Origin of the sequence: Kitasatospora sp. NPDC059327 (assembly GCF_042752535.1) — a bacterium.
Lineage (GTDB): Bacteria > Actinomycetota > Actinomycetes > Streptomycetales > Streptomycetaceae > Kitasatospora.
Genome location: NZ_JBHYYB010000134.1, coordinates 1 through 19455, shown reverse-complemented (window position 1 = coordinate 19455; position 19455 = coordinate 1). Strand labels below are relative to the sequence as shown.

The window sequence follows — 19455 nt, the reverse complement described above, 5'->3', positions numbered from 1 at the left end:
GGGCTCGTCCCGGCGCGGCCCGCCGCTCGGCCCGGCCGGTCGGCCCGGCGGGGAGAACGCCGCTCAGCCCGCCGCCAGATCGCCGACCAGGTCGTGCCGGATCCGCTCCGGCGCCACCCCGGCCCGCAGCAGGACGCCGACCGCGCGCCGCACCATCGCGGCCGGCCCGCCGAGGTACGCCTCCCGGCCCGCCCACGGCCCGAACCGGCCTACCACCTCCGGCAGTTCACCCGTCAGCGGACCCCCGGCGAGCAGACCTCCGGCGAGCGGACCGGCGCCCACCGCCGGACCGCCGGAGTGCGGCCCCGGCCCGGACAGCACCGGACGCACCGAGAGCCAGCGGTGCCGCTCGGCGAGCCCGCGCAGCGCCTCCAGTTCGTACAGCTCGGCGGCCTGCCGGGCACCGTAGAACACCTCCACCCTGCGGCCCGCCGCGCCGTGGTCGGCCACCTCCTCGACCAGCGCCTTGATCGGCGCGATCCCGGTACCGCCGCCGAGACAGAGCAGATCCGTACCGGCCGTGTGGTCGACGGTCATGCTGCCCGCCGCCGGGCCCAGGCGCAGCACGTCCCCCGGCCCGGCCCGGTGCACCAGCGCGTTGCTCACCCAGCCCGCCTGGACGGCCTTGACGTGGAGGGTCAGCAGACCGTCCGGCCGGGGCGCGGAGGCGAACGAGAAGTACCGCCAGACCCGGGGCCACCAGGGCGTCTCCAGACTGGTGTACTGCCCGGCGCGGTACGGGTAGGCCTGGTCGGGGCGGAGCGTGAGCACCGCGATGTCCGGGGTGCGCAGCTCGTGCCCGACCACCTCGGCCTGCCACCAGGGCGGCGAGGTGCGGGCGTCCTCCTCGGCCGCCTCGATCATGATCGAGGAGACCAGTCGGTAGACGCGGCGCCAGGCCAGCTCGGTCTCGGCGTCCCAGCGGCTGCCCGCGTACCGGGCCAGCGCCGCCACCAGGCATTCCCCCACCGGGCCGTAGTGGCCGGTCAGGGTGCCGTACCGGCGGTGACCGCGACCGAGCGCGCTCAGGTGGGTACGGAGTCCGTCCGGGTCGCCGGCGCTGCGGGCGGCCATCAGCAGGGCGCGGAAGAGCCGGTCGCGCTGGACGTCCATGGCGGCGGGGAAGAGTGCGCGCACCTCGGGGTGGTGCAGGAAGATCAGCGCGTAGAAGTGCGCGGTGGCCCGGTCGGCGACCGGTTCGACCACGGCCAGGCTGATCCGGATCAGCTCGACGTCGCGGGCCGTGGGCGGCTGTTCGGCCTCGGTGGGCTCCGGCGCGCCGACCGGCTCCGGCCCCGGCCCGGCGACCGGGGCGGACCACGGCGCGGACCGGGGCGGCGCCACCGGCTCGGCTGCCGGACCGGTCCAGTTGAGGCCGGGGGCCCGGGCGAACAGCGGCTCGATCACGGGCCCGGGCTGCCCGGCGGCCAGCGAGGGCGCCGGGATCACGGGCGGCTCGGCGGGCGGCTCGGGGATCGCCGGCCACGGCGGCGCGGCGGCGGCCGGCGCGAGGGGGGCCACCGGCGCCGGGGGCACCAGGGCGGCGGCCACCGGCGGGAGGTCCGGCGGGTCCAGCGGCATCGGGGGGAGAAGCACCGGGGTGTCCGCGCGGCCGGCCGGAGCGGCGTTCGGCGCGGTGTCCGGAACCGGGTCCGGTGTGGTGTCCGGCCTGGTGTCCGCACCGGCTTCCGGCGCGGCGTCCGGCAATCCGGGAACGGCCGCGGCTCGCGCGGAGCCGTGTCCGGTGCGGACCAGGAGAGTTCTGCGGGACTTCACCGCAACGTTTCGAGTACCCAAGAGAATCGTTTCGCCTCCGGCCGGCCTGTGCCACCACCTGGCTTGTTCCTGCTGACGCCTAGGCAGCGTGGCACGCCCGAAGTACTCATCCGACAAATCGCGGGAAGCCCGGACACCCGCCCCCCGCACGCGCTACTCTCGCTCGTTCCACGGTCGCCCTGGGTGTCCGGGCAGCCACCCAAGGCGACCGCCCGGACCCTCCGGTCACAACTGCCGCAGCAGCATGCCCGGTTGCTCGACACAGTCCGCGACGAACCGCAGGAACCCGCCCGCGGTACCGCCGTCACAGACCCGGTGGTCGAAGGTGAAGGACAGCTGGGTCACCTCGCGCACCGCCAAAGCGCCCTGGTGGACCCAGGGTTTGGCGACGATCCGGCCCACGCCGAGCATCGCCGCCTCGGGGTGGTTGAGGATCGGGGTGGAACCGTCCACACCGAACACCCCGTAGTTGTTCAGGGTGAACGTGCCACCCGTGAGTTCGGCCGGGGTGAGCGCCCCGGTCCGGGCCGACTCGGTCAACCGGCCCAGCTCCGCCCCGACCTGCTCGGTGCTCAACCGCTGGGCGTCACGCACGACCGGGACGACCAGACCGCGCTCGCCCTGGGCGGCGAAGCCCAGATGCACCGCGGAGTGCCGCAGGATTCCCGAACCGTCCTCCGTGACACTGGAGTTGAGTTCGGGGAAGCGGGCCAACGCCACCGTGCAGATCCGGGCGAGCAGCGCCAGCACGCTCACCTTCGGTCCGGGCGTGGCATTCAACTGCCTGCGCAGCGCCATCAGTTCGGTGGCGTCGGCGTCGACCCAGCAGGTCGCCGCCGGGATCTCGCGGTGGCTGCGGGTGAGCTTCTCCGCCACCGCCCTGCGCAGACCGCGCAACGGGACCACCTCGGCTCCGGTCGGCCCGGACACCCCGCCCGCCGCCGGCACCGGGGCCGGCGCCGCGCCCACGGCCAGCGCCGCGACCGCCCGTTCGACGTCCGCGCGCATGATCAGACCGTCCGGCCCGCTGCCGGTCAGCGCCGCCAGATCGATCCCGTGCTCCCGGGCCGACCGACGGACCAGCGGCGAGATCACCGGCACCACCGCCGGAGCGGCCGCGGCGGCGACCGGCGGAGCGGCCACCCGGGCGACCGGCGGAGCCGCCGGAGCCGCCGGAGCCGCGCCGCCCGGCGCCCCGACCCGGCGGCGCCGGCCGCCCCGGTCCGGCTCCGCGACCCCGTAGCCGACCAACGGACGCTCCACCTCGGCGGCCGGGAGCGCGGCCGGGAACTCGGACGGGAACTCGGACGGGAACGACACCCCCTCGGCAGGCGACACCGCGACCGTCACCAGCGCCGCGCCGACCGCCACCTCCTCCCCCGGCTCGCCGTACCGGGCGGTGACCACCCCGCCGTACGGGCAGGGCACCTCGACCACGGCCTTGGCGGTCTCCACCTCCACCACCGGCTGGTCCACGGCGATCACCTCGCCGACCTCGACCATCCAGCGCACCACCTCCGCCCCGGTGAGCCCCTCACCGAGGTCGGGCAGGGTGAACTCGCGCACGACGGGCATCATCCTCAGGCCTCCCACTGCAGCCGGGCGACCGCGTCCAGGATCCGGTCCACCCCGGGCAGGTGGTGGTGCTCCAGCATCGGCGGCGGGTACGGGATGTCGAAGCCGGTGACCCGCAGCACCGGTGCGGCCAGGTGGTGGAAGCACCGCTCGGTGACCCGGGCGGCGATCTCCGCGCCGGTGCCGCCGAAGCCGGTCGCCTCGTGCACCACCACGGCCCGGCCGAGCGAGCGCACCACCCGGCAGACCGTCTCGTCGTCGAACGGCACCAGGGTGCGCAGGTCGAGCACCGCGAGGTCCCAGCCCTCGGCCTTCGCCGCCTCCGCCGCCTCCAGGCAGACCGGCAGCGAGGGCCCGTACGTGATCAGCACCGCCGACGTCCCGGTCCGCCGCAGGACGGCCCGCCCGATCGGCTCGACCGGCACGGCCGGGTCGAACTCCGCCTTGCCCCAGTAGAGCCGCTTGGGCTCCAGGAACACCACCGGGTCGTCCGAGGCGATCGAGGCCCGCAGCAGCCCGTAGGCGTCGGCCACCGTGGCCGGGGTGACCACGTGCAGGCCGGGGGTGCTCGCGTAGTACGCCTCGGAGGCGTCGCTGTGGTGCTCGACGCCGCCGATCCCGCCGCCGTACGGGATGCGGACGGTGATCGGCAGCGGCAGCCGGCCGGCCGTGCGGTTGCGCATCTTGGCGACGTGCGAGAACAGCTGCTCCAGCGCCGGGTAGGCGAAGGCGTCGAACTGCATCTCGACCACCGGGCGCAGCCCGTACATCGCCATGCCGATCGCGGTGCCGAGGATGCCGGCCTCCGCCAGCGGGGTGTCCAGGCAGCGGTCGGCGCCGAACTCGGCGGTCAGGCCGTCGGTGATCCGGAAGACTCCGCCGAGCGCGCCGACGTCCTCGCCGAGCACGTGCACGGCCGGGTCCTCGCGCAGGGCGTCCCGCAGGGCGGAATTGAGCGCCTGCGCCATGCTCGCGGTGCGCGGGCCGGCCGGGGACTGCCGGACGGCGGGCCGGCCGAGGGTGGCGGCGGGCGCGGGACGGGCGGGGTTGCTCATGGGTGCTGCACCTCGGCCTCGGCGGCCAGCTCGGCGGACAACTGGGCGGCCTGCTCCTGGAGTTGCGGGGTGGGCTCGGCGTACACATGGGCGAACAGCGCCATCGGGTCCAGCTCGGCGTCGGCGTGGAACTCGGCCCGCATCCGGGCCGCCAGGGCCTCCGCCTCGTCGGCCGACTCCCGCACCAGGGCGTCGTCCAGCAGGCCGAGCCGGCGCAGGTGGCGCTCCATCAGCAGGATCGGGTCGTGCTCGCGCCAGGCGGCCACCTCGGTGTCGTCCCGGTAGCGGGTGGCGTCGTCGGCGTTGGTGTGCGCCTCGACGCGGTAGGTGAGCGCCTCGACCAGGGTCGGGCCACCACCGGTGCGGGCCCGCTCGACCGCCTCGGTCAGCACGCTGTGCACGGCGGGCGCGTCATTGCCGTCCACCAGCCGGCCCGGTATGCCGTAGCCGACCGCCTTGTGGGCGAGCGTCGGCGCGGCGGACTGCGCGGTGAGCGGGACGGAGATCGCGTACCCGTTGTTCTGGACCAGGAAGACCACCGGGGCGTTCAGCACGGCGGCGAAGTTGAGCGCCTCGTGGAAGTCGCCCTCACTGGTGCCGCCGTCGCCGAGCAGCGCCAGCGCGACCACCGGATCGCCGCTGAGCCGGGCGGCGTGCGCCAGCCCGACCGCGTGCGGGGCCTGGGTGGCCAGCGGGGTGCAGAGCGGCGCCGTCCGGGCGGCCACCGGGTCGTAGCCGGTGTGGGCGTTGCCGCGCAGCAGGGTCAGCGCCTCCAGCGGGTCGACGCCGCGGGAGACCACCGCGAGGGTGTCGCGGTAGCTCGGGAACAGCCAGTCCCGCTCACCGAGCGCCAGCGCGGCGGCGACCTGGCAGGCCTCCTGGCCGGTGGACGCCGGGTAGACGGCCAGCCGGCCCTGCTTGGTGAGGGTCGTGGCCTGCTGGTTGTAGCGGCGGCCGACCACCAGGCGGCGGTACAGCTCGCGCAGCAGCGCGGGGTCGTACTTCTCCAGCTCGGGCGTGCCGAGCACGCGGACCGGTGAGGCGTCCGGCAGCAGCGGGGCCGGGTCGCTGCGCGGGGCGGTCGCCCCGGGCAGCCAACCGGGCACGGCCGTGTGGTGTCTGTGGTCGAGAACGGTCATCTCGGGCACCTCCAGGGGTGGCGGGGGCTCCCTACCGATTGTTCGGTCGTCTGTTCATCTTGACCAGAAGCGTGACAAGGTGGTGGACAATCGGCCCGGGTGGCGGTCGACTGGTGGCAGTACGTCCAATCCGTGGGGGTGGGGGGTCATGTCGGCTGAACAGATGTCCAGGCTCGACCGTGTCGACCGGGCGATCCTGCGGCTGCTGCAGCAGGACGGTCGCGCCTCGATCCGCTCGGTGGCCGAGCGGGTGCACGTGTCCCGGGCGAATGCGTACGCCCGGATATCCAGGATGGTCGAGGACGGCGTCATTCGCGGCTTCACCGCCCGCGTCGACCACGAAAAGGCAGGTCAGGGCGCATCCGCCTACGTCACCCTGAAGATCGTGCAGAACTCCTGGCGCACCGTGCGCGAGCGCCTGCTGGAACTGCCCGGGGTCGCGCACATCGCTCTGGTCGGCGGAGACTTCGACGTCCTGCTGCTGGTGCACACCGACGACAACCACGCCCTGCGCGAGCTGGTGCTGGGCAGCATCCAGTCCATCCCGCAGGTGCTCGGCACCCGCACCATGCTGGTCTTCGAGGAGACCGACCAGGTACCGCCCCTTTGATGGGGCGCCCGCTCGCCCGCCCGGCCCGGCCGGGCGCGGGTCCGGACCTACCGGGCCCGGAGGCCGTCGAAGGCCAGGTGGACCACCGCGTCCGCGACGCCGTCGGCCGCCTTGACGCCCGGCCGGTACCACTCCACGATCGAGTTGATCATGCCGAAGAGCAGCCGGGTGGCCAGCCGGGGCTCGACGTCCGCCCGGAGCGAGCCGTCCGCGACGGCGGCCCGCAGCAGCTCGGCCACCTGGTGGTCGAAGTCGCGACGGCGCTCCAGCGCCCACTGCTCGGTGACGGTGTTGCCGCGCACCCGCAGCAGCAGGGTGACGTACGGCAGCTCGGTCAGCAGGACCTCGGCGGTGCGCCGCACCACGTGCTCCAGCCGCTCCACCGCCGGCCCCTCGACCGCGTCCGGTTCGGCGAGGATGCCGAACAGCCCGTCCAGGGCCCGCCCGACGGCCAGCCGGAGCAGCTCCTCCTTGCCCCGCACATGGTGGTAGATCGAGGACTTGGAGATCCCGGCGGCCCGGGACAGGTCCTCCATCGACGTGCCGTCGTAGCCGCGCTCGTTGAAGACGTCGACGGTCACCGCGAGCAGCGACTCCACGGTGTACGCGGTACGCGTGGTGTGATCGGCCATTCTCCGAGTATCCCCGTCCCCGCTGCGCCGGATGCGCCCGGGTCCATTGGTCCGCACCATTGGCACGGCCGACCGCCTAGAATCTGCGGACCAGCGTCCATGGCCATGCAGGGTGGGGTCCAGTCTGATGAGCGCAATACCGGCAGTCGCCTCCGATGTGCCCGAGCAGCGCAACGAGGAGCCGGGAGCCGCGACGGGGACCGGCCCGCGCGAACGCGCCCGCGCCCTGGTCCTCCGGTTCGGGCCGGCCGTCTGGTGCTACGCGGTGCTCAAGCTGCTCGGCTTCACCGTCTTCATGAAGCTGCTCTCCTTCTCCGGCGAGTACCTGAAGAAGCACCCCCGGTTCGGCGGCGGCGCGAACCCCTGGGACGTGCCGGCCAGCTGGGACGGCTGGTGGTACCAGCAGATCGCCCAGTTCGGCTACCACCCGGCGCTGGTCCCGATCCCCGGCGGCGCCCCCGGCTTCACCATCGAGCAGAACTCGGCCGCCTTCTTCCCGCTCTACCCGGGGCTGATGCGACTCGTCTCGGACGGCACCGGGCTGGGCCTGTACGGCGCCGGGATGCTGGTCTCGGTGGTGGCCTCGCTGTTCGCCGCCGCCGGGATCTACGCGGTGGTGGACCGGTTGGCCGGCCCGCGCGCGGGCGTGATCGCGGCCGGGCTCTGGGCGATCGCGCCGGGCTCCGGCGCCGAGTGGGCGCTCTACTCCGACTCGCTGTTCGTCGCGCTCGCCGCCTGGGCCTGCTACTGCGTGATGACCAAGCAGTGGATCGCCGCCGGCGTGATCACCCTGGTCGCCGGCCTCAACCGGCCGACCTCCGCCGCGCTGATCGGCGCCGTCGGCCTGGCCGCGCTGGTCGAGCTGTACCGCCGGGAGAGCGGCGTCGTCCGCCCGGTGGCCGCGATCCTGCTGGCCCCGCTCGGCCTGCTCGGCTACGTCGGCTGGGTGGGCTGGCGGACGGACGACTGGGGCGGCTACTTCAAGCTCCAGCACGACGCCTGGCTGCACTACTTCGACTTCGGCCAGGGCACCTTCAAGGCGATCCGCGGCGTCCTGCTGGGCCGGACGGACTACCCGTTCGCCTGGCCGGTGACCGACCTGCTGGCCACCCTGATCGTGCTGACGCTGCCGGTGCTGATCGTGCTGCTGATCCGGCTGCGTCCGCCGCTGGTGCTGACCGCCTACACGCTGGCCACCATCGTCTCGGTGCTGGGCAGCCTGGGCATCTTCGGCAACACCTCGCGCTACCTGCTGCCGGCCTTCCCGCTGCTGATCGCCCTGGCCGTGGCGATGCGCAAGCTGAGCTGGCCGGTGCTGGCGGCGGTGCTCGGCACCGGCGCCGTCGCCTCCGGCTGGTACGGCGGGTACGTGATATTCGAGCTCGGCATCCCGTAGACCGGCACCCACCACCGGCACCCGGCCCGACCGCGGGGGCGCGTCCACTCCGGACGCGCCCCCGCGCGCTTTCCGGATCGGACCCGCGCACCCTCTTGAGCCGACCGATCGTTCGGTTACTCTGTGACGTGTCCCGTCCTCCCCTCTGAGGAGCGCACACCATGTCCGCAGCGGTCACCCACCCCCTCGTCACCGAGTTGGTCGCACGCCACCAGGCCACCCTGGACGCCGCGCTCGCCGCCGCCGCGTCGCGCGACTACTGGTCGCCCTACCCCGAGTTCCCGAAGGCCTACGGCGAGAGCGGCGCCGCGGACGGCAAGGCCGCCTTCGAGGCGCTGCTGAACCTGCCGTTCGCCCTCGACGGCCACCCCGCCGACGGCGACCTGATCGGCGGCGAGGCCTCCCCGTACGGCGTGGAGCTGGGCATCGGCTACCCGCACGCCGAGCCGGACGCGCTGATCGCCGCGCTGACCGCGGCCCGGCCCGGCTGGGCCGCCGCCACCCCGCTCACCCGGGCCGCCGTCTGCCTGGAGATCCTGGCCCGGATCAACGCCCGCTCGCACGAGTTCGCGCACGCGGTGATGCACACCACCGGCCAGGCCTACGGCATGGCCTTCCAGGCCGGCGGCCCGCACGCCCAGGACCGCGGCCTGGAGGCGGTCACCTACGCCTACGCCGAGCAGACCCGGCTGCCCAGCAGCGCCGGCTGGACCAAGCCGCAGGGCAAGCGCGACCCGCTGGTGATGACCAAGGACTTCACCGTGGTCCCGCGCGGCGTCGCGCTGCTGATCGGCTGCAACACCTTCCCCACCTGGAACGGCTACCCCGGTCTGTTCGCCTCGCTGGCCACCGGCAACCCGGTGCTGGTCAAGCCGCACCCGCGCGCCGTCCTGCCGCTCGCGCTGACCGTGCGGATCGCCCGCGAGGTGCTCGCCGAGACCGGCTTCGACCCCGACCTGGTCTGCCTGGCCGCCGAGCACGAGGGCGGCACCGTCGCCCAGTCGCTCGCCGTCCGCCCCGAGGTGAAGCTGATCGACTACACCGGCTCGACCGCCTTCGGCGACTGGCTGGAGGAGCACGCCCGGCAGGCCGAGGTCTACACCGAGAAGGCCGGCGTGAACACCGTGGTGGTCGACTCCACCGACGACTACAAGGGCATGCTGAACAACCTCGCCTTCTCGCTCTCGCTCTACAGCGGGCAGATGTGCACCACCCCGCAGAACCTGCTGATCCCGCGCACCGGCATCGACACCGACCAGGGCGCCAAGTCCTACGACGAGGTGGTGACCGACCTCGCCGGCGCCATCGAGGGCCTGCTCTCCGACGACGCCCGCGCCGCGGCCGTCCTCGGCGCGGTGGTCAACCCCGGTGTGCTGCAGCGCACGGTCGCCGCGGCCGGCGGCGAGTACGGCGAACTCGCCCTCGCCCCGCGCGTGGTCACCTCGCCCGAGTTCCCCGCCGCCACCGTCCGCACCCCCGCGCTGGTCAAGCTGGACGCCGACAAGCCGGACGACCGGGCGGTCTTCCGCAGCGAGTGCTTCGGCCCGGTCTCCTTCGCCGTCGCGGTGGAGTCCACCGCCGCCGCGGTCGAGCTGCTGCGCGACACCGTCCGGACCCAGGGCGCGATGACCGCCGCCGGCTACACCACCTCGCCCGAGGTCGAGGCCGCCCTGGTCGACGCCGCCCTCGACTCCGGCGTCTCGCTCTCGCTCAACCTCACCGGCGGCGTGTACGCCAACCAGACCGCCGCCTTCTCCGACCTGCACGGCACCGGCGCCAACCCGGCCGCCAACGCCGCCTACTGCGACGGCGCCTTCGTCGCCAACCGGTTCCGCACCGTGGAGATCCGCCGCCACAGCTGAGCCGTTCCGGTTCCGGGCCCCGGCGATGCCACGCCGGGGCCCGGAACCGTCCCACGGAGATTCCCAGCCCCGCCCGCGCCAGCGATGATGGAGACCGGGAGAACGCCCAGACCGGCGTCCAACCTCCCTCCGATCACCGGGAGCTGACACATGACCGCGAAGCAGACCGTCACCGACGTCCTGATCGTCGGGGCCGGACCGACCGGCCTGCTGCTGGCCGGGGACCTGGCCGCCGCCGGGGTCCGGGTCACCGTCCTGGAGAAGCGCGACACCGAGTCCAACCTCACCCGGGCCTTCGCCGTGCACGCCCGCAGCCTGGAGCTGCTGGACGCCCGCGGCCTGGCCGACGACCTGATCGCCACCGGCCGCCCGCTCACCTCGCTGCGGCTCTTCGACCGGCTCCGGGTCGACCTCGGCCAACTGCCGAGCCGCTTCCCGTTCGTCCTGATCACCCCTCAGTACCACACCGAGCGGCTGCTCCAGGAGCGCGCGCTGAAGGCCGGCGCGACCCTCCTGCGCGGCGCCGAGGTGGTCGCGCTGCGGCAGGACGCCGAGGGCGTCACCGTCGAGACCCTCCCCCGCGCCCGGACCGGGGAGGCGGCCGCGGACGGCGCCACCGAGACCCACCGGGCGACGTACGTGGTCGGCGCCGACGGCGTCCACTCCACCGTCCGCGACCTGCTCGGCATCCCCTTCCCGGGCGAGTCGGTGGTCAACTCCGTCGTGCTGGCGGACGTCCGGCTGGACCGCGCGCCCGACGAGCTGATCACCGTCGGCGCCAACGAGAGCGGCTTCGCCTTCCTCGCGCCGTTCGGCGACGGCTGGTTCCGGGTGATCGCCTGGGACCGCGCCGAGCAGCACCCCGACGGCACCGCGCCCTCGCTCGACCGGATCGCCGAGCTGACCCGCGACGCCCTGGGCGAGGACTACGGACTGCACGACGCCCGGTGGAGCTCCACCTTCCACAGCGACGAGCGGCAGGTGCCCAACTACCGTTCCGGCCGGGTCTTCCTGGCCGGCGACGCGGCCCACTGCCACTCCCCGGCCGGCGGCCAGGGCATGAACACCGGCCTCCAGGACGCCGCCAACCTGTCCTGGAAGCTCGCCGCCGCCGTCCGGGGCCGGGCCACCGACGCCCTGCTGGACACCTACCAGACCGAGCGCCACCCGGTCGGCAAGGCGGTGCTGCGCACCTCCGGCGCGCTGATCCGCCTCGCCCTCGCCCAGTCCGCGCCCACCCGGGCCCTGCGCGGCGCCCTCACCTCGCTGGCCGACCACCTCGACGTGGTCGCCGAGCGCGGCGCCCGGACGGTCTCCGGGATCGGCATCCGCTACCCCGCGCCCAAGGACGCCCACCCGCTGGCCGGCCGGCGCGTCCCCGACCTGCGGCTGACCGCTCTGGAGCAGGCCCGGGAGGGCGAGCCGGACGCACCCGAGCGGCTCTACGAGGCGCTGCGCGCGGGCACGTTCGTCCTGGTCAGCAATGACCAGCAGCCCGCCGCCGAGCCGTGGGCGGGCCGGCTGCTGACGGTCGCCCCGGCCGACCCGCACGGCAAGCTGCGCGACACCGTCCTGCTGGTCCGCCCCGACGGCTACGCCGCCTGGGCCGCCGTCGACCCGGGCCGCGGAGAACTGCGCGCCGCGCTCACCCAGTGGCTCGGCGGGGCCGACGAGGACTGACCGCCCGGCGGGGGCGCGGGGGAACGCACCGCCCCGCGCCCCCGCCTGTTCCCGCGCCCCCGCCCACTCCCACGCCCGCTCCCACTCCCGGATCCGCGCCGCTTTCCCGGCCGAGCGGGTCCGCGCGCGACGACGCTAGGCGCGCGCCTTCTCGTAGTACCGCGCCGCTTTCGCGCGGTTCCCGCACACCGCCATCGAGCACCACCGCCGCCGCCCGTTCTGCGATGTGTCGAAGAAGTGCAGAATGCAGGCCTGGTGGGCACATTTCTTGATCCGGTGCGCGTCCCGGCCGATCAGGTCGAGAAAATCGGCCACCGCCAACCAGGCGGCCAGCCACCGCGGCGCGTCCACCTCGACGTGCTCCGCCGGACCGGCCGGACCGAGTTCGCGCCGCAGCCGCCCGTGCCGCAGCACCGCGTTCAACGCCTCCGTCGCCGGCGCGCCCACCGCGCCGGGCCCGTCCAGATCGCGCACCGCCGCGGCCAGTGCGTCGCGCGCCGTCCGCAGCGCCGCCAAGCCGTCCGCACCGGCCTCGCAGCGGTCCGCCAGCCCGGCGGAGGAGAGCCAGATCCCGAAGCCGCCCGGCTCGTCCAGCAGGTCGTTCACCGGGGTGCCCGCCCACCGCGTGTTCAGCAGGTCGAGCGCGAGCGGCTCGCCGATCAGCGGGCGGGGGTCGCGCGGGTCCGCCGTCCGGTCCGTCATCGGATCCTCCCTCGCTGTCGCCCGTCACCCGATTCTACGTCGCTCCGCCGACCCCGAATCGGCGTGAACCGGCTCATGAATTCCGGCCGTTAACTGTATGGAGCCGTCTCCATTCCGTTGTCCACAGTTGACTGTTTTTTAGCAACGAATTGCTTGACCATAAGCCAATTCCCGGAACCCCTCTGTCATGTTCTAGCCAGCGTTTCACCCCAGAGACGCCCTGGCCCCTGCCGGCCCCCACATGCCGGCCAGAGGAGGATTCCGTGCGCCCTCGCTCCCTCGCCCTTGCCGCGGCCCTTGCCGTCCTGCCGCTCTCCGCGGTCTCGCTCGGCGTGAGCACCGCCCAGGCCGCCCCGGCCCCCAACGCCGCCGCGCCCCGCGTCTCGCTGCCGGACACGGTGACCCCCGCGGTCGCCCGCTCCGAGAAGAAGGGCGACGTCCCCGCCGACCAGCAGCTCTCCGTCGCCGTCAGCCTGAAGCTGCGCGACACCGCCGAGTTGGACCGCTTCCTCACCGCGGTCGCCACCCCCGGCACCCCGGAGTTCGGCCGACACCTGACGCCGCAGCAGTTCACCGAGCGGTTCGGCCCGACGGCGGCCGCCGTCGACCAGGTGCGCGCCTACCTGACCGCCCAGGGCCTGACCGTCTCCGGGGTCAGCGACAACCGCCAGGTGGTCGACGCGCACGGCACCGCCGAGCAGATCGCCAAGGCCTTCGGCACCCACGAGAGCGCCTACCTGGACCCGCAGCAGCAGCGCGCGTTCTTCGCGAACGACGCGGCCGCCTCCGTCCCGGCCGACCTCGCCGGCGTGGTGCAGGGCATATCCGGCCTGAACAACCACACCGTGCGCACCACCCGCAACGTCAAGCCGTCCACCCCCGCCGCTCCCGCGGCCGCCCAGGCCGCCCCCGGCGGCTTCGGCCCGAGCCAGTACGACGGCGCGTACAACCTGAACAAGACCGGTGCCGACGGCACCGGAGTCAGCGTCGCGCTCTGGGAGTTCGACGGCTACAGCGCCACCAACCTGAAGACCTACGACTCCCAGTACGGGCTCACGGGCCCGGCCGTCTCCACCGTTTCGGTGGACGGCGCGAACTACGACTCCGCCCCCGGCGAGGGCCAGGGCGAGGTCGAGCTGGACAGCGAGATCGTGCGCGGCGTCGCCCCCAAGGCGACCCAGCTGGTCTACGAGGCCCCCAACAGCGACCAGGGCGAGATCGACATGGCCGCCAAGATCGTCGCGGACAACCGGGTCTCGGTCATCTCCATCTCCTGGGGCTCCTGCGAGCCGGACACCACCGCCTCCTCCATGACGGCGGTCGACAACTCCTTCAAGCAGGCCGCCGCGCAGGGCATCTCGATCTTCTCGGCCTCCGGTGACGACGGCTCCCGCGACTGCACCCGCTCCACCAGCGGCTCCACCGTCAAGGCGGTCGACTTCCCGGCGTCCAGCCCGCACCAGACCGGCGTCGGCGGCACCAACCTCAAGGTCTCCGGCAGCGCCTACTCCTCCGAGAGCGCCTGGAGCACCGCCGGCGGCGGCGTCTCCACCGTCTTCGCCAAGCCGAGCTGGCAGACCGGCACCGGGGTGAGCGGCACCATGCGCACCGTCCCGGACGTCTCCTCCAACGCCGACCCGGCCAGCGGTTTCGCCATCTACACCGCCGGCGGCTGGCAGGTCTACGGCGGCACCAGCGCGGCCGCCCCGCTCTGGTCCGGCTACGCGGCCCAGTTCAACCAGAAGGCCAAGGCGGCCGGGCAGCCCGTCCTCGGCGAGGCGAGCCCGCGGCTGTACGCGGTCGCCAACGGCAGCGGCTACGGCAGCGCGTTCCACGACGTGACCACCGGCAAGAACCAGGACTTCTCCACCAAGGCCGGCTACGACCAGGTCACCGGCTGGGGCAGCCCGATCGCCGACGCCCTGAACACCGCGCTGCTCGGCGGCACCACCCCGCCCACCGGCGGCTGCACCCCGGCGCAGCTGATCGGCAACGGCGGCTTCGAGACCGGCACCGCCGCGCCGTGGACGGCGTCCAGCGGCGTCGTCGACAACGCCTCCGGCGAGGCCGCGCGCACCGGCTCCTGGAAGGCCTGGCTGGACGGCTACGGCAGCGCCCACTCCGACACCCTGTCCCAGACGGTCGCCGTCCCGGCCGGCTGCAAGGCGACGCTCTCCTTCTGGGTGCACATCGACACCGCCGAGTCCGGCACCACCGCGTACGACAAGCTGACCGTCCAGGCCGGCTCGACCACACTGGCCACCCTGTCCAACGCCGACGCGGCCACCGGCTACGTCCAGAAGTCCTTCGACCTCTCGGCCTTCGCCGGCCAGACGGTCACGGTGAAGTTCACCGGCACCGAGGACTCCTCGCTCAAGACCAGCTTCGTGATCGACGACGCCGCGCTCAGCGTCTCCTGATCCCGCGGTGACCTCCCACCGCGACGACCCGCGGTGACCCACACCGTCGGGGCGGTCCGCACCGGACCGCCCCGACGGTGTGTTTCCGTACTGTTTCAAGATCGATAACCCTGTGGCCGACCGCCCGTGACCACTGTCATACGCACGACTGATGACGTAGCCTCTCGACCGTGCATAGGGTTCCCCACAGCTCGGTGAAGCCGTTCGCGGCGCGCCTCGGCGCCGGACCGGCCGCGCCGAACCCGCTTGCTGGGGAAGGTAACCGCATGGGCTCACAACACCCCCAGGACGCTCGGCTCAAGCTGGTCGGACCGCGCCCCGGCGCGCCCGCACCCGCCCTCGCGCCCACCGTCGCCACCGCCACCGTCCCGGGCACCGCCCGGCCCGCCCCGGCCGGGGGCTTCGCCGACACCCTGCACCTGGCGATCGAGGCCAGCGGCCTGAGCCTCGACCGGATCCGCGCCGCACTGGCCCAACGCGGCGTCAGAGTCAGTGTGACGACGCTGAGTTACTGGCGGCGCGGCCGCAGCCAGCCCGAGCGGGCCAGCTCGCTGCGCGCCGTCCACCTGCTGGAGGAACTGCTCGGCCTGCCGCACTCCACCCTCTCCGCGCTGCTCGGCCCGCCGCGCCCGCGGGGCCGCTGGGCCGCCGCCGCCAACACCGCGCACCTGCGGCTGGAGGACGTCTGGCCGGGGGAGCAGGAGATCGCCGAGGTCTTCGCCGAGCTGGACGCCCCGCCGGTCGGCGAGCTGGAACGGCTGAGCATCCACGACTCCTACTACGTCGACGCCGAGCGCCGCGGCAACCTGCTGCGGATGCGTCAGGTGGTCCGCGCCACGGTCGGCGGCGTCGGGCGCTGCCTGGTCGTGCACAAGGCCGACGAGGAGGCCACCGGCTGCCCCGAGATCACCTCGGTCCGGCACGGCCGGCTCGGCCGGGTCCGCCGCAGGCCGAAGGCCGGTCTGGTGGTCGGCGAACTGATGCTGGACCGCCCGCTCGGACTCGGGGACAGCACGGTCTTCGAGTACGAGGTGGAGATCCCGCCCGGCGGCCCGACCATGGAGTACAGCCGCCGCTTCGCCATCCCGGTGCGCGAGTACGTGCTCCAGGTGCACTTCGACCCGGCGGCCGTACCGGTCCACTGCGAACGCTACGACCGCGCCCCCGGCGAGGACGTCGACCGCCGGCGCGAGCAGCTGTGGATCGGCGCCTCCGCCAGCGCCCACGTGCTCGCCCCGGACCAGCAGCCGGGCCACGTCGGCATCCGCTGGGAGTGGGAGTAGCGGGTCGGGCGCACCGGCCGGCGCGGGCAGCGGCTCAGGCCGCCCGCGCCGTCGGGGTCCGCACCAGGGCGACCATCCCCGGGATCGGGAACAGCAGCAGGAACAGGTTCGGCAGCCACCAGCCCGGGGAGAAGTCCCCCCGCAATGTCCAGAACGCCACCGCCTGGAGCCCCGCCGTGCTGGTCAGCGCGAGCGAGACCAGCATCAGCGACTGCGCCCCCGCCGCCCCGCACCGGCCGAGCCGCAGCGCCGAGAGGCCGGTGACGCTGGCCAGCACGTCCAGCAGGACGAACGAGTAGTTCCAGTCGCTGAGCACCGGGTTCTGGTAGTCCTTGTACGCGTACTCGGCCGGGATCAGCGCGAGCAGGGTGGCCGCCCAGTAGGCCAGGAAGCCGACGTCGGTGACCACCATGGACGCCTTGGTGAAGCGCAGAACCCTGCTGGGGGCGGCGGCGGTGTCGCTCATGCTCTCTCCCGTGTCATCCGGTCACTCGTGGCTCAGCCCCCCGCCGAGGTACATCACCGCGACCCCGCCGACCACCAGCGCCGCCCCGATCAGCGAGGCCGGTTTGACCGGCTCGCCGAACACGACCGCGCCGCCGACCAGCGCCCCGACCGTGCCGAGGCCCGACCAGACGGCGTAGACCGGGCCCACGTTCAGCGACTTGAGCGCCTGGGCCAGCAGCACGAACGCGGCCACGTACCCCACCGCGACCACCACGCTGGGCGCCAGTTTGGTCAGTCCGTGCGAGGCCCGCAGGGCCAGTGTCGCCGTCACCTCGGCCGCGATGGCCGCTCCGACCAGCAAGTACGCCGTCATGTCCGTCCCCCGTATCGTTTCGGATGACCTAGCTTCTGCCGCCGACGAGGTCGATCAGCAGCTTGCGCAACTCACGGTGCAGCCCGTCGTGCGGCGGGCTGAGGTCGAGCAGTCGGGCCGACCACCAGCCGTCCACGGCCATCCGCACGAGGGTGGCCACCGCCGGGTCGAGACCGTCCTCGACGAGCCGCCGCTGCCAGCGCTCGTAGCGGACCCGCAGCACGTCGAGCACCTCCGGACCGCCGGCCGCGGCGAGCAGGGCCACCGGCACCTGGTCCGCCCCGCTGGTGTCCCCGGTCGGTGACTCCTCGGGGATGCTCGCCTCCAACCAGGCGAGCGCGAACGCGCCGGGGGGCGCCTGCGGCCCGGGCAGTACGGCCTCGAACCGGTCCGCCAACCGCTCGACGACGCCCTGGACGAGCGCCCGCTTGTTGGGGAAGTGGTGCAGCAGCCCACCCTTGCTGACGCCGGCCTCCAGGGCCACCGCGTCCAGCCGCACCGTATCCAGACCACCCCGAACCAGCAGCCGCTCGACAGCGTCGAGCAGATGATCACGCACCGGTCGTACCCTCTCTCCGTGTTACAGACCGTCCAGACGGTCGGCGCCCACCCTAGCAGAAGCGGAGCACTCCGCCCGAAGTTCCAAGATGCCCGAAAGGGAAGGGTGTTGACAGTTTCGAATGAGGCGTGCTTACGTTTCCTCGGCCGAAAACCGGCGAGATCCAGGGGATCGCCGACCGGCCACAAGATTCATGTGCACGATGATCGAAGAAGCGGCGCCGGGTCTTTTCACCGCGCCAGGGGGAACGCTGTTCGACATCCACGGGGGATCATGCGAGACATACGGATTCGACGATGTCCGCGCAGGCCGGCAGCCCAGACGCACTAACTGACAACTAGTCAACAACGCGTGGGTGTCGGGCGTTTGCGCCGCGTCAACCACAACGTCGGCCCATCCGCCATGCCCGGTCGCTACTCCGACCAAGCCCGGGGCGCGCTGCGCAACGACGCGCACCGCCCCCGGCGGGCTTTCGCACGGCCCCGTCAGATTCGGCCGGCCCGGCCATGCCAACTGCGGCGGGTATTCCGTTCAAACCAGGGTCAAAATTCGCGTGAACCGATGCGTCGAATACGCCGATCATCGAATTCGAGGGAATCTGGTGGACATTTTCTCCAAGGTATCCGACTATCGCGCTGCCCGGGATGCCATGGCGGCGGGGATCTATCCCTACTTCCTGCCGCTGACCGGCCACGAAGGCACCACTGTCACCCTGGGTGACCGCGAGCTGGTCATGTGCGGCTCCAACAACTATCTGGGCCTGACCTCCGACCCCCGGGTCAGAAAGGCCGCCGCCGACGCGCTCGACCGGTACGGCCCGTCCTGCACCGGATCCCGCTTCCTCAACGGGAACCTGGACCTCCACGACCAGTTGGAGGGCGAACTCGCCGACTTCTACGGCAAGCCCGCGGCGGCCGTGCTCTCCACCGGCTACCAGGCCAACCTCGGCACGATCAGCGCCCTGGCCGGCCGCGGCGACGTCGTCTTCGCCGACCGCGACGCCCACGCCTCCATCGTCGACGGCTGCGTGCTCAGCGGCGCCAAGCACCGCCGCTTCCGGCACAACGACGCCGCCGCGCTGGACCGCGGCCTGGCCGCCGTCCCGGCCCAGGCCGGCAAGCTGGTCGTCGTCGACGGCGTCTACTCGATGGAGGGCGACCTCTGCGCGCTGCCGGAGATCGTCGAGGTCTGCGAGCGGCACGGAGCCCGCCTGATCGTCGACGACGCGCACGGCCTCGGCGTCCTCGACCAGGGCCGGGGCACCTGCTCCTACTTCGGCCTCACCGACCGGGTCGACCTCATCACGGTCACCTTCAGCAAGTCCCTGGCCTCCCTCGGCGGAGCCGTGGTCGGCGACGACGACGTCATCCACTACATCAAGCACCACGCCCGCAGCCTGATCTTCAGCGCCTCCGCGACCCCGGCCAGCATGGCCGCCGCCCTGACCGCGCTGCGCATCCTGCGCGAGGAGCCCTGGCGGCCCGAGCGGGCCCAGCAGAACGCCGACTACCTCCGGGCCGGGCTGGCCTCCCTCGGCATCAGCCCCGGCGAGAGCAGCACCCCGGTGATCCCGCTGCGCACCCGGGGGGTCATCGACACCCTGCTGCTCTGGCGCCGGCTCATCGACAACGGCGTCTACACCAACCCGGTGGTACCGCCGGCCGCCTCGCCCCGGCTGCGGCTCAGCCTGATGGCCACCCACACCACGGAGCACCTGAACCGGGTGCTGGACGCACTGAGCGGCGAGACGGACATGTTCCTGCGCGAGGACGAGCCGGACGCCACCGACGAGATGGCCGAGCTCGCCCAGCTCGCCGACTCGTCCGCCGCCCGGCCGTGAGCCGGATACCGGACCCCACGCCGAACCGCGCACCGGACCCCACGCCGGGCGCGGCCACCGGCCCCGCCGCGCCGCCGTCGCCGGGCCCGGCGACGGTCGCCGCACT

The 19455-nt window shown here is 73.5% G+C and carries 16 protein-coding genes; 7 read left to right on the top strand and 9 right to left on the bottom strand.

Translation table 11 applies throughout. The features are described from left to right. Nucleotides 1-63: 63 nt before the first annotated feature. From ACFXHB_RS40570 to pdhA, 4 genes are all read right to left on the bottom strand, one after another. Entirely contained in the window at nt 64-1596 is a 1533-nt protein-coding gene (locus ACFXHB_RS40570; protein WP_380581475.1) for a globin domain-containing protein, read from the bottom strand. Nucleotides 1597-2001: 405 nt separating this feature from the next. After that, on the bottom strand, nt 2002-3351 hold the full coding sequence (locus ACFXHB_RS40565; protein WP_380581480.1) for a dihydrolipoamide acetyltransferase family protein: 1350 nt from the start codon (nt 3349-3351) through the stop codon (nt 2002-2004). Nucleotides 3352-3356: 5 nt separating this feature from the next. Further along, on the bottom strand, nt 3357-4319 hold the full coding sequence (locus ACFXHB_RS40560) for an alpha-ketoacid dehydrogenase subunit beta (protein ID WP_380581478.1): 963 nt from the start codon (nt 4317-4319) through the stop codon (nt 3357-3359). 83 nt (nt 4320-4402) lie between these two features. Beyond that, complete coding sequence (pdhA, locus tag ACFXHB_RS40555; protein ID WP_380581473.1) at nt 4403-5545, bottom strand: pyruvate dehydrogenase (acetyl-transferring) E1 component subunit alpha; 1143 nt, start codon at nt 5543-5545, stop codon at nt 4403-4405. A 148-nt stretch (nt 5546-5693) separates the two neighbouring features. Between pdhA and ACFXHB_RS40550 the strand changes: the two genes are divergently transcribed. Further along, the gene (locus tag ACFXHB_RS40550) at nt 5694-6155 is read left to right on the top strand and encodes an Lrp/AsnC family transcriptional regulator (protein ID WP_380581471.1); all 462 of its coding nucleotides are present in this window, start codon (nt 5694-5696) and stop codon (nt 6153-6155) included. 47 nt (nt 6156-6202) lie between these two features. Here the strand turns inward: ACFXHB_RS40550 and ACFXHB_RS40545 are convergent, their stop codons facing one another. Continuing rightward, entirely contained in the window at nt 6203-6787 is a 585-nt protein-coding gene (locus ACFXHB_RS40545; protein WP_380581469.1) for a TetR/AcrR family transcriptional regulator, read from the bottom strand. A 127-nt stretch (nt 6788-6914) separates the two neighbouring features. Between ACFXHB_RS40545 and ACFXHB_RS40540 the strand changes: the two genes are divergently transcribed. From ACFXHB_RS40540 to ACFXHB_RS40530, 3 genes are all read left to right on the top strand, one after another. Next, nucleotides 6915-8183, top strand: a complete 1269-nt coding sequence (locus ACFXHB_RS40540) for a glycosyltransferase family 39 protein (protein WP_380581467.1) — start codon at nt 6915-6917, stop codon at nt 8181-8183. Nucleotides 8184-8344: 161 nt separating this feature from the next. Next, complete coding sequence (gene paaN, locus ACFXHB_RS40535; RefSeq protein WP_380581465.1) at nt 8345-10045, top strand: phenylacetic acid degradation protein PaaN; 1701 nt, start codon at nt 8345-8347, stop codon at nt 10043-10045. A gap of 150 nt (nt 10046-10195) precedes the next feature. Then, complete coding sequence (locus ACFXHB_RS40530; protein ID WP_380581463.1) at nt 10196-11725, top strand: FAD-dependent monooxygenase; 1530 nt, start codon at nt 10196-10198, stop codon at nt 11723-11725. 135 nt (nt 11726-11860) lie between these two features. Here ACFXHB_RS40530 and ACFXHB_RS40525 read toward each other — a convergent pair whose 3' ends face one another. After that, nucleotides 11861-12427 (bottom strand): CGNR zinc finger domain-containing protein, encoded by a 567-nt coding sequence (locus ACFXHB_RS40525; protein ID WP_380581461.1) that lies wholly within the window; start codon nt 12425-12427, stop codon nt 11861-11863. 263 nt (nt 12428-12690) lie between these two features. On the opposite strand from ACFXHB_RS40525, the gene ACFXHB_RS40520 reads away from it, so the two are divergent. Beyond that, nucleotides 12691-14847 (top strand): protease pro-enzyme activation domain-containing protein, encoded by a 2157-nt coding sequence (locus tag ACFXHB_RS40520; RefSeq protein WP_380581459.1) that lies wholly within the window; start codon nt 12691-12693, stop codon nt 14845-14847. 266 nt (nt 14848-15113) lie between these two features. Next, complete coding sequence (locus tag ACFXHB_RS40515; RefSeq protein WP_380581457.1) at nt 15114-16130, top strand: hypothetical protein; 1017 nt, start codon at nt 15114-15116, stop codon at nt 16128-16130. Between the two features lie 34 nt (nt 16131-16164). On the opposite strand, the gene ACFXHB_RS40510 is transcribed toward ACFXHB_RS40515, so the two are convergent. The 3 genes from ACFXHB_RS40510 to ACFXHB_RS40500 are packed head-to-tail and all read right to left on the bottom strand — an operon-like array spanning nt 16165 to nt 17509. Further along, entirely contained in the window at nt 16165-16596 is a 432-nt protein-coding gene (locus ACFXHB_RS40510) for a DUF5360 family protein (protein ID WP_380581455.1), read from the bottom strand. Nucleotides 16597-16617: 21 nt separating this feature from the next. Beyond that, nucleotides 16618-16950: a DMT family transporter gene (locus tag ACFXHB_RS40505; protein ID WP_380581453.1), complete on the bottom strand. Its 333-nt coding sequence runs from the start codon at nt 16948-16950 to the stop codon at nt 16618-16620. 28 nt (nt 16951-16978) lie between these two features. Then, nucleotides 16979-17509, bottom strand: a complete 531-nt coding sequence (locus ACFXHB_RS40500) for a TetR/AcrR family transcriptional regulator (RefSeq protein ID WP_380581451.1) — start codon at nt 17507-17509, stop codon at nt 16979-16981. Between the two features lie 601 nt (nt 17510-18110). Here ACFXHB_RS40500 and ACFXHB_RS40495 point away from each other — a divergent pair. Continuing rightward, nucleotides 18111-19349: an aminotransferase class I/II-fold pyridoxal phosphate-dependent enzyme gene (locus tag ACFXHB_RS40495; RefSeq protein WP_380581449.1), complete on the top strand. Its 1239-nt coding sequence runs from the start codon at nt 18111-18113 to the stop codon at nt 19347-19349. Nucleotides 19350-19455 lie beyond the last annotated feature (106 nt).

Coding starts and splice junctions, on each gene's coding strand:
- ACFXHB_RS40565 (WP_380581480.1), bottom strand. CDS start 3,351: ATGCCCGTCGTGCGCGAGTTCACCCTGCCCGACCTCGGTGAGGGGCTC.
- ACFXHB_RS40560 (WP_380581478.1), bottom strand. CDS start 4,319: ATGGCGCAGGCGCTCAATTCCGCCCTGCGGGACGCCCTGCGCGAGGAC.
- pdhA (WP_380581473.1), bottom strand. CDS start 5,545: ATGACCGTTCTCGACCACAGACACCACACGGCCGTGCCCGGTTGGCTG.
- ACFXHB_RS40550 (WP_380581471.1), top strand. CDS start 5,694: ATGTCGGCTGAACAGATGTCCAGGCTCGACCGTGTCGACCGGGCGATC.
- ACFXHB_RS40545 (WP_380581469.1), bottom strand. CDS start 6,787: ATGGCCGATCACACCACGCGTACCGCGTACACCGTGGAGTCGCTGCTC.
- ACFXHB_RS40540 (WP_380581467.1), top strand. CDS start 6,915: ATGAGCGCAATACCGGCAGTCGCCTCCGATGTGCCCGAGCAGCGCAAC.
- paaN (WP_380581465.1), top strand. CDS start 8,345: ATGTCCGCAGCGGTCACCCACCCCCTCGTCACCGAGTTGGTCGCACGC.
- ACFXHB_RS40530 (WP_380581463.1), top strand. CDS start 10,196: ATGACCGCGAAGCAGACCGTCACCGACGTCCTGATCGTCGGGGCCGGA.
- ACFXHB_RS40525 (WP_380581461.1), bottom strand. CDS start 12,427: ATGACGGACCGGACGGCGGACCCGCGCGACCCCCGCCCGCTGATCGGC.
- ACFXHB_RS40515 (WP_380581457.1), top strand. CDS start 15,114: ATGGGCTCACAACACCCCCAGGACGCTCGGCTCAAGCTGGTCGGACCG.
- ACFXHB_RS40510 (WP_380581455.1), bottom strand. CDS start 16,596: ATGAGCGACACCGCCGCCGCCCCCAGCAGGGTTCTGCGCTTCACCAAG.
- ACFXHB_RS40505 (WP_380581453.1), bottom strand. CDS start 16,950: ATGACGGCGTACTTGCTGGTCGGAGCGGCCATCGCGGCCGAGGTGACG.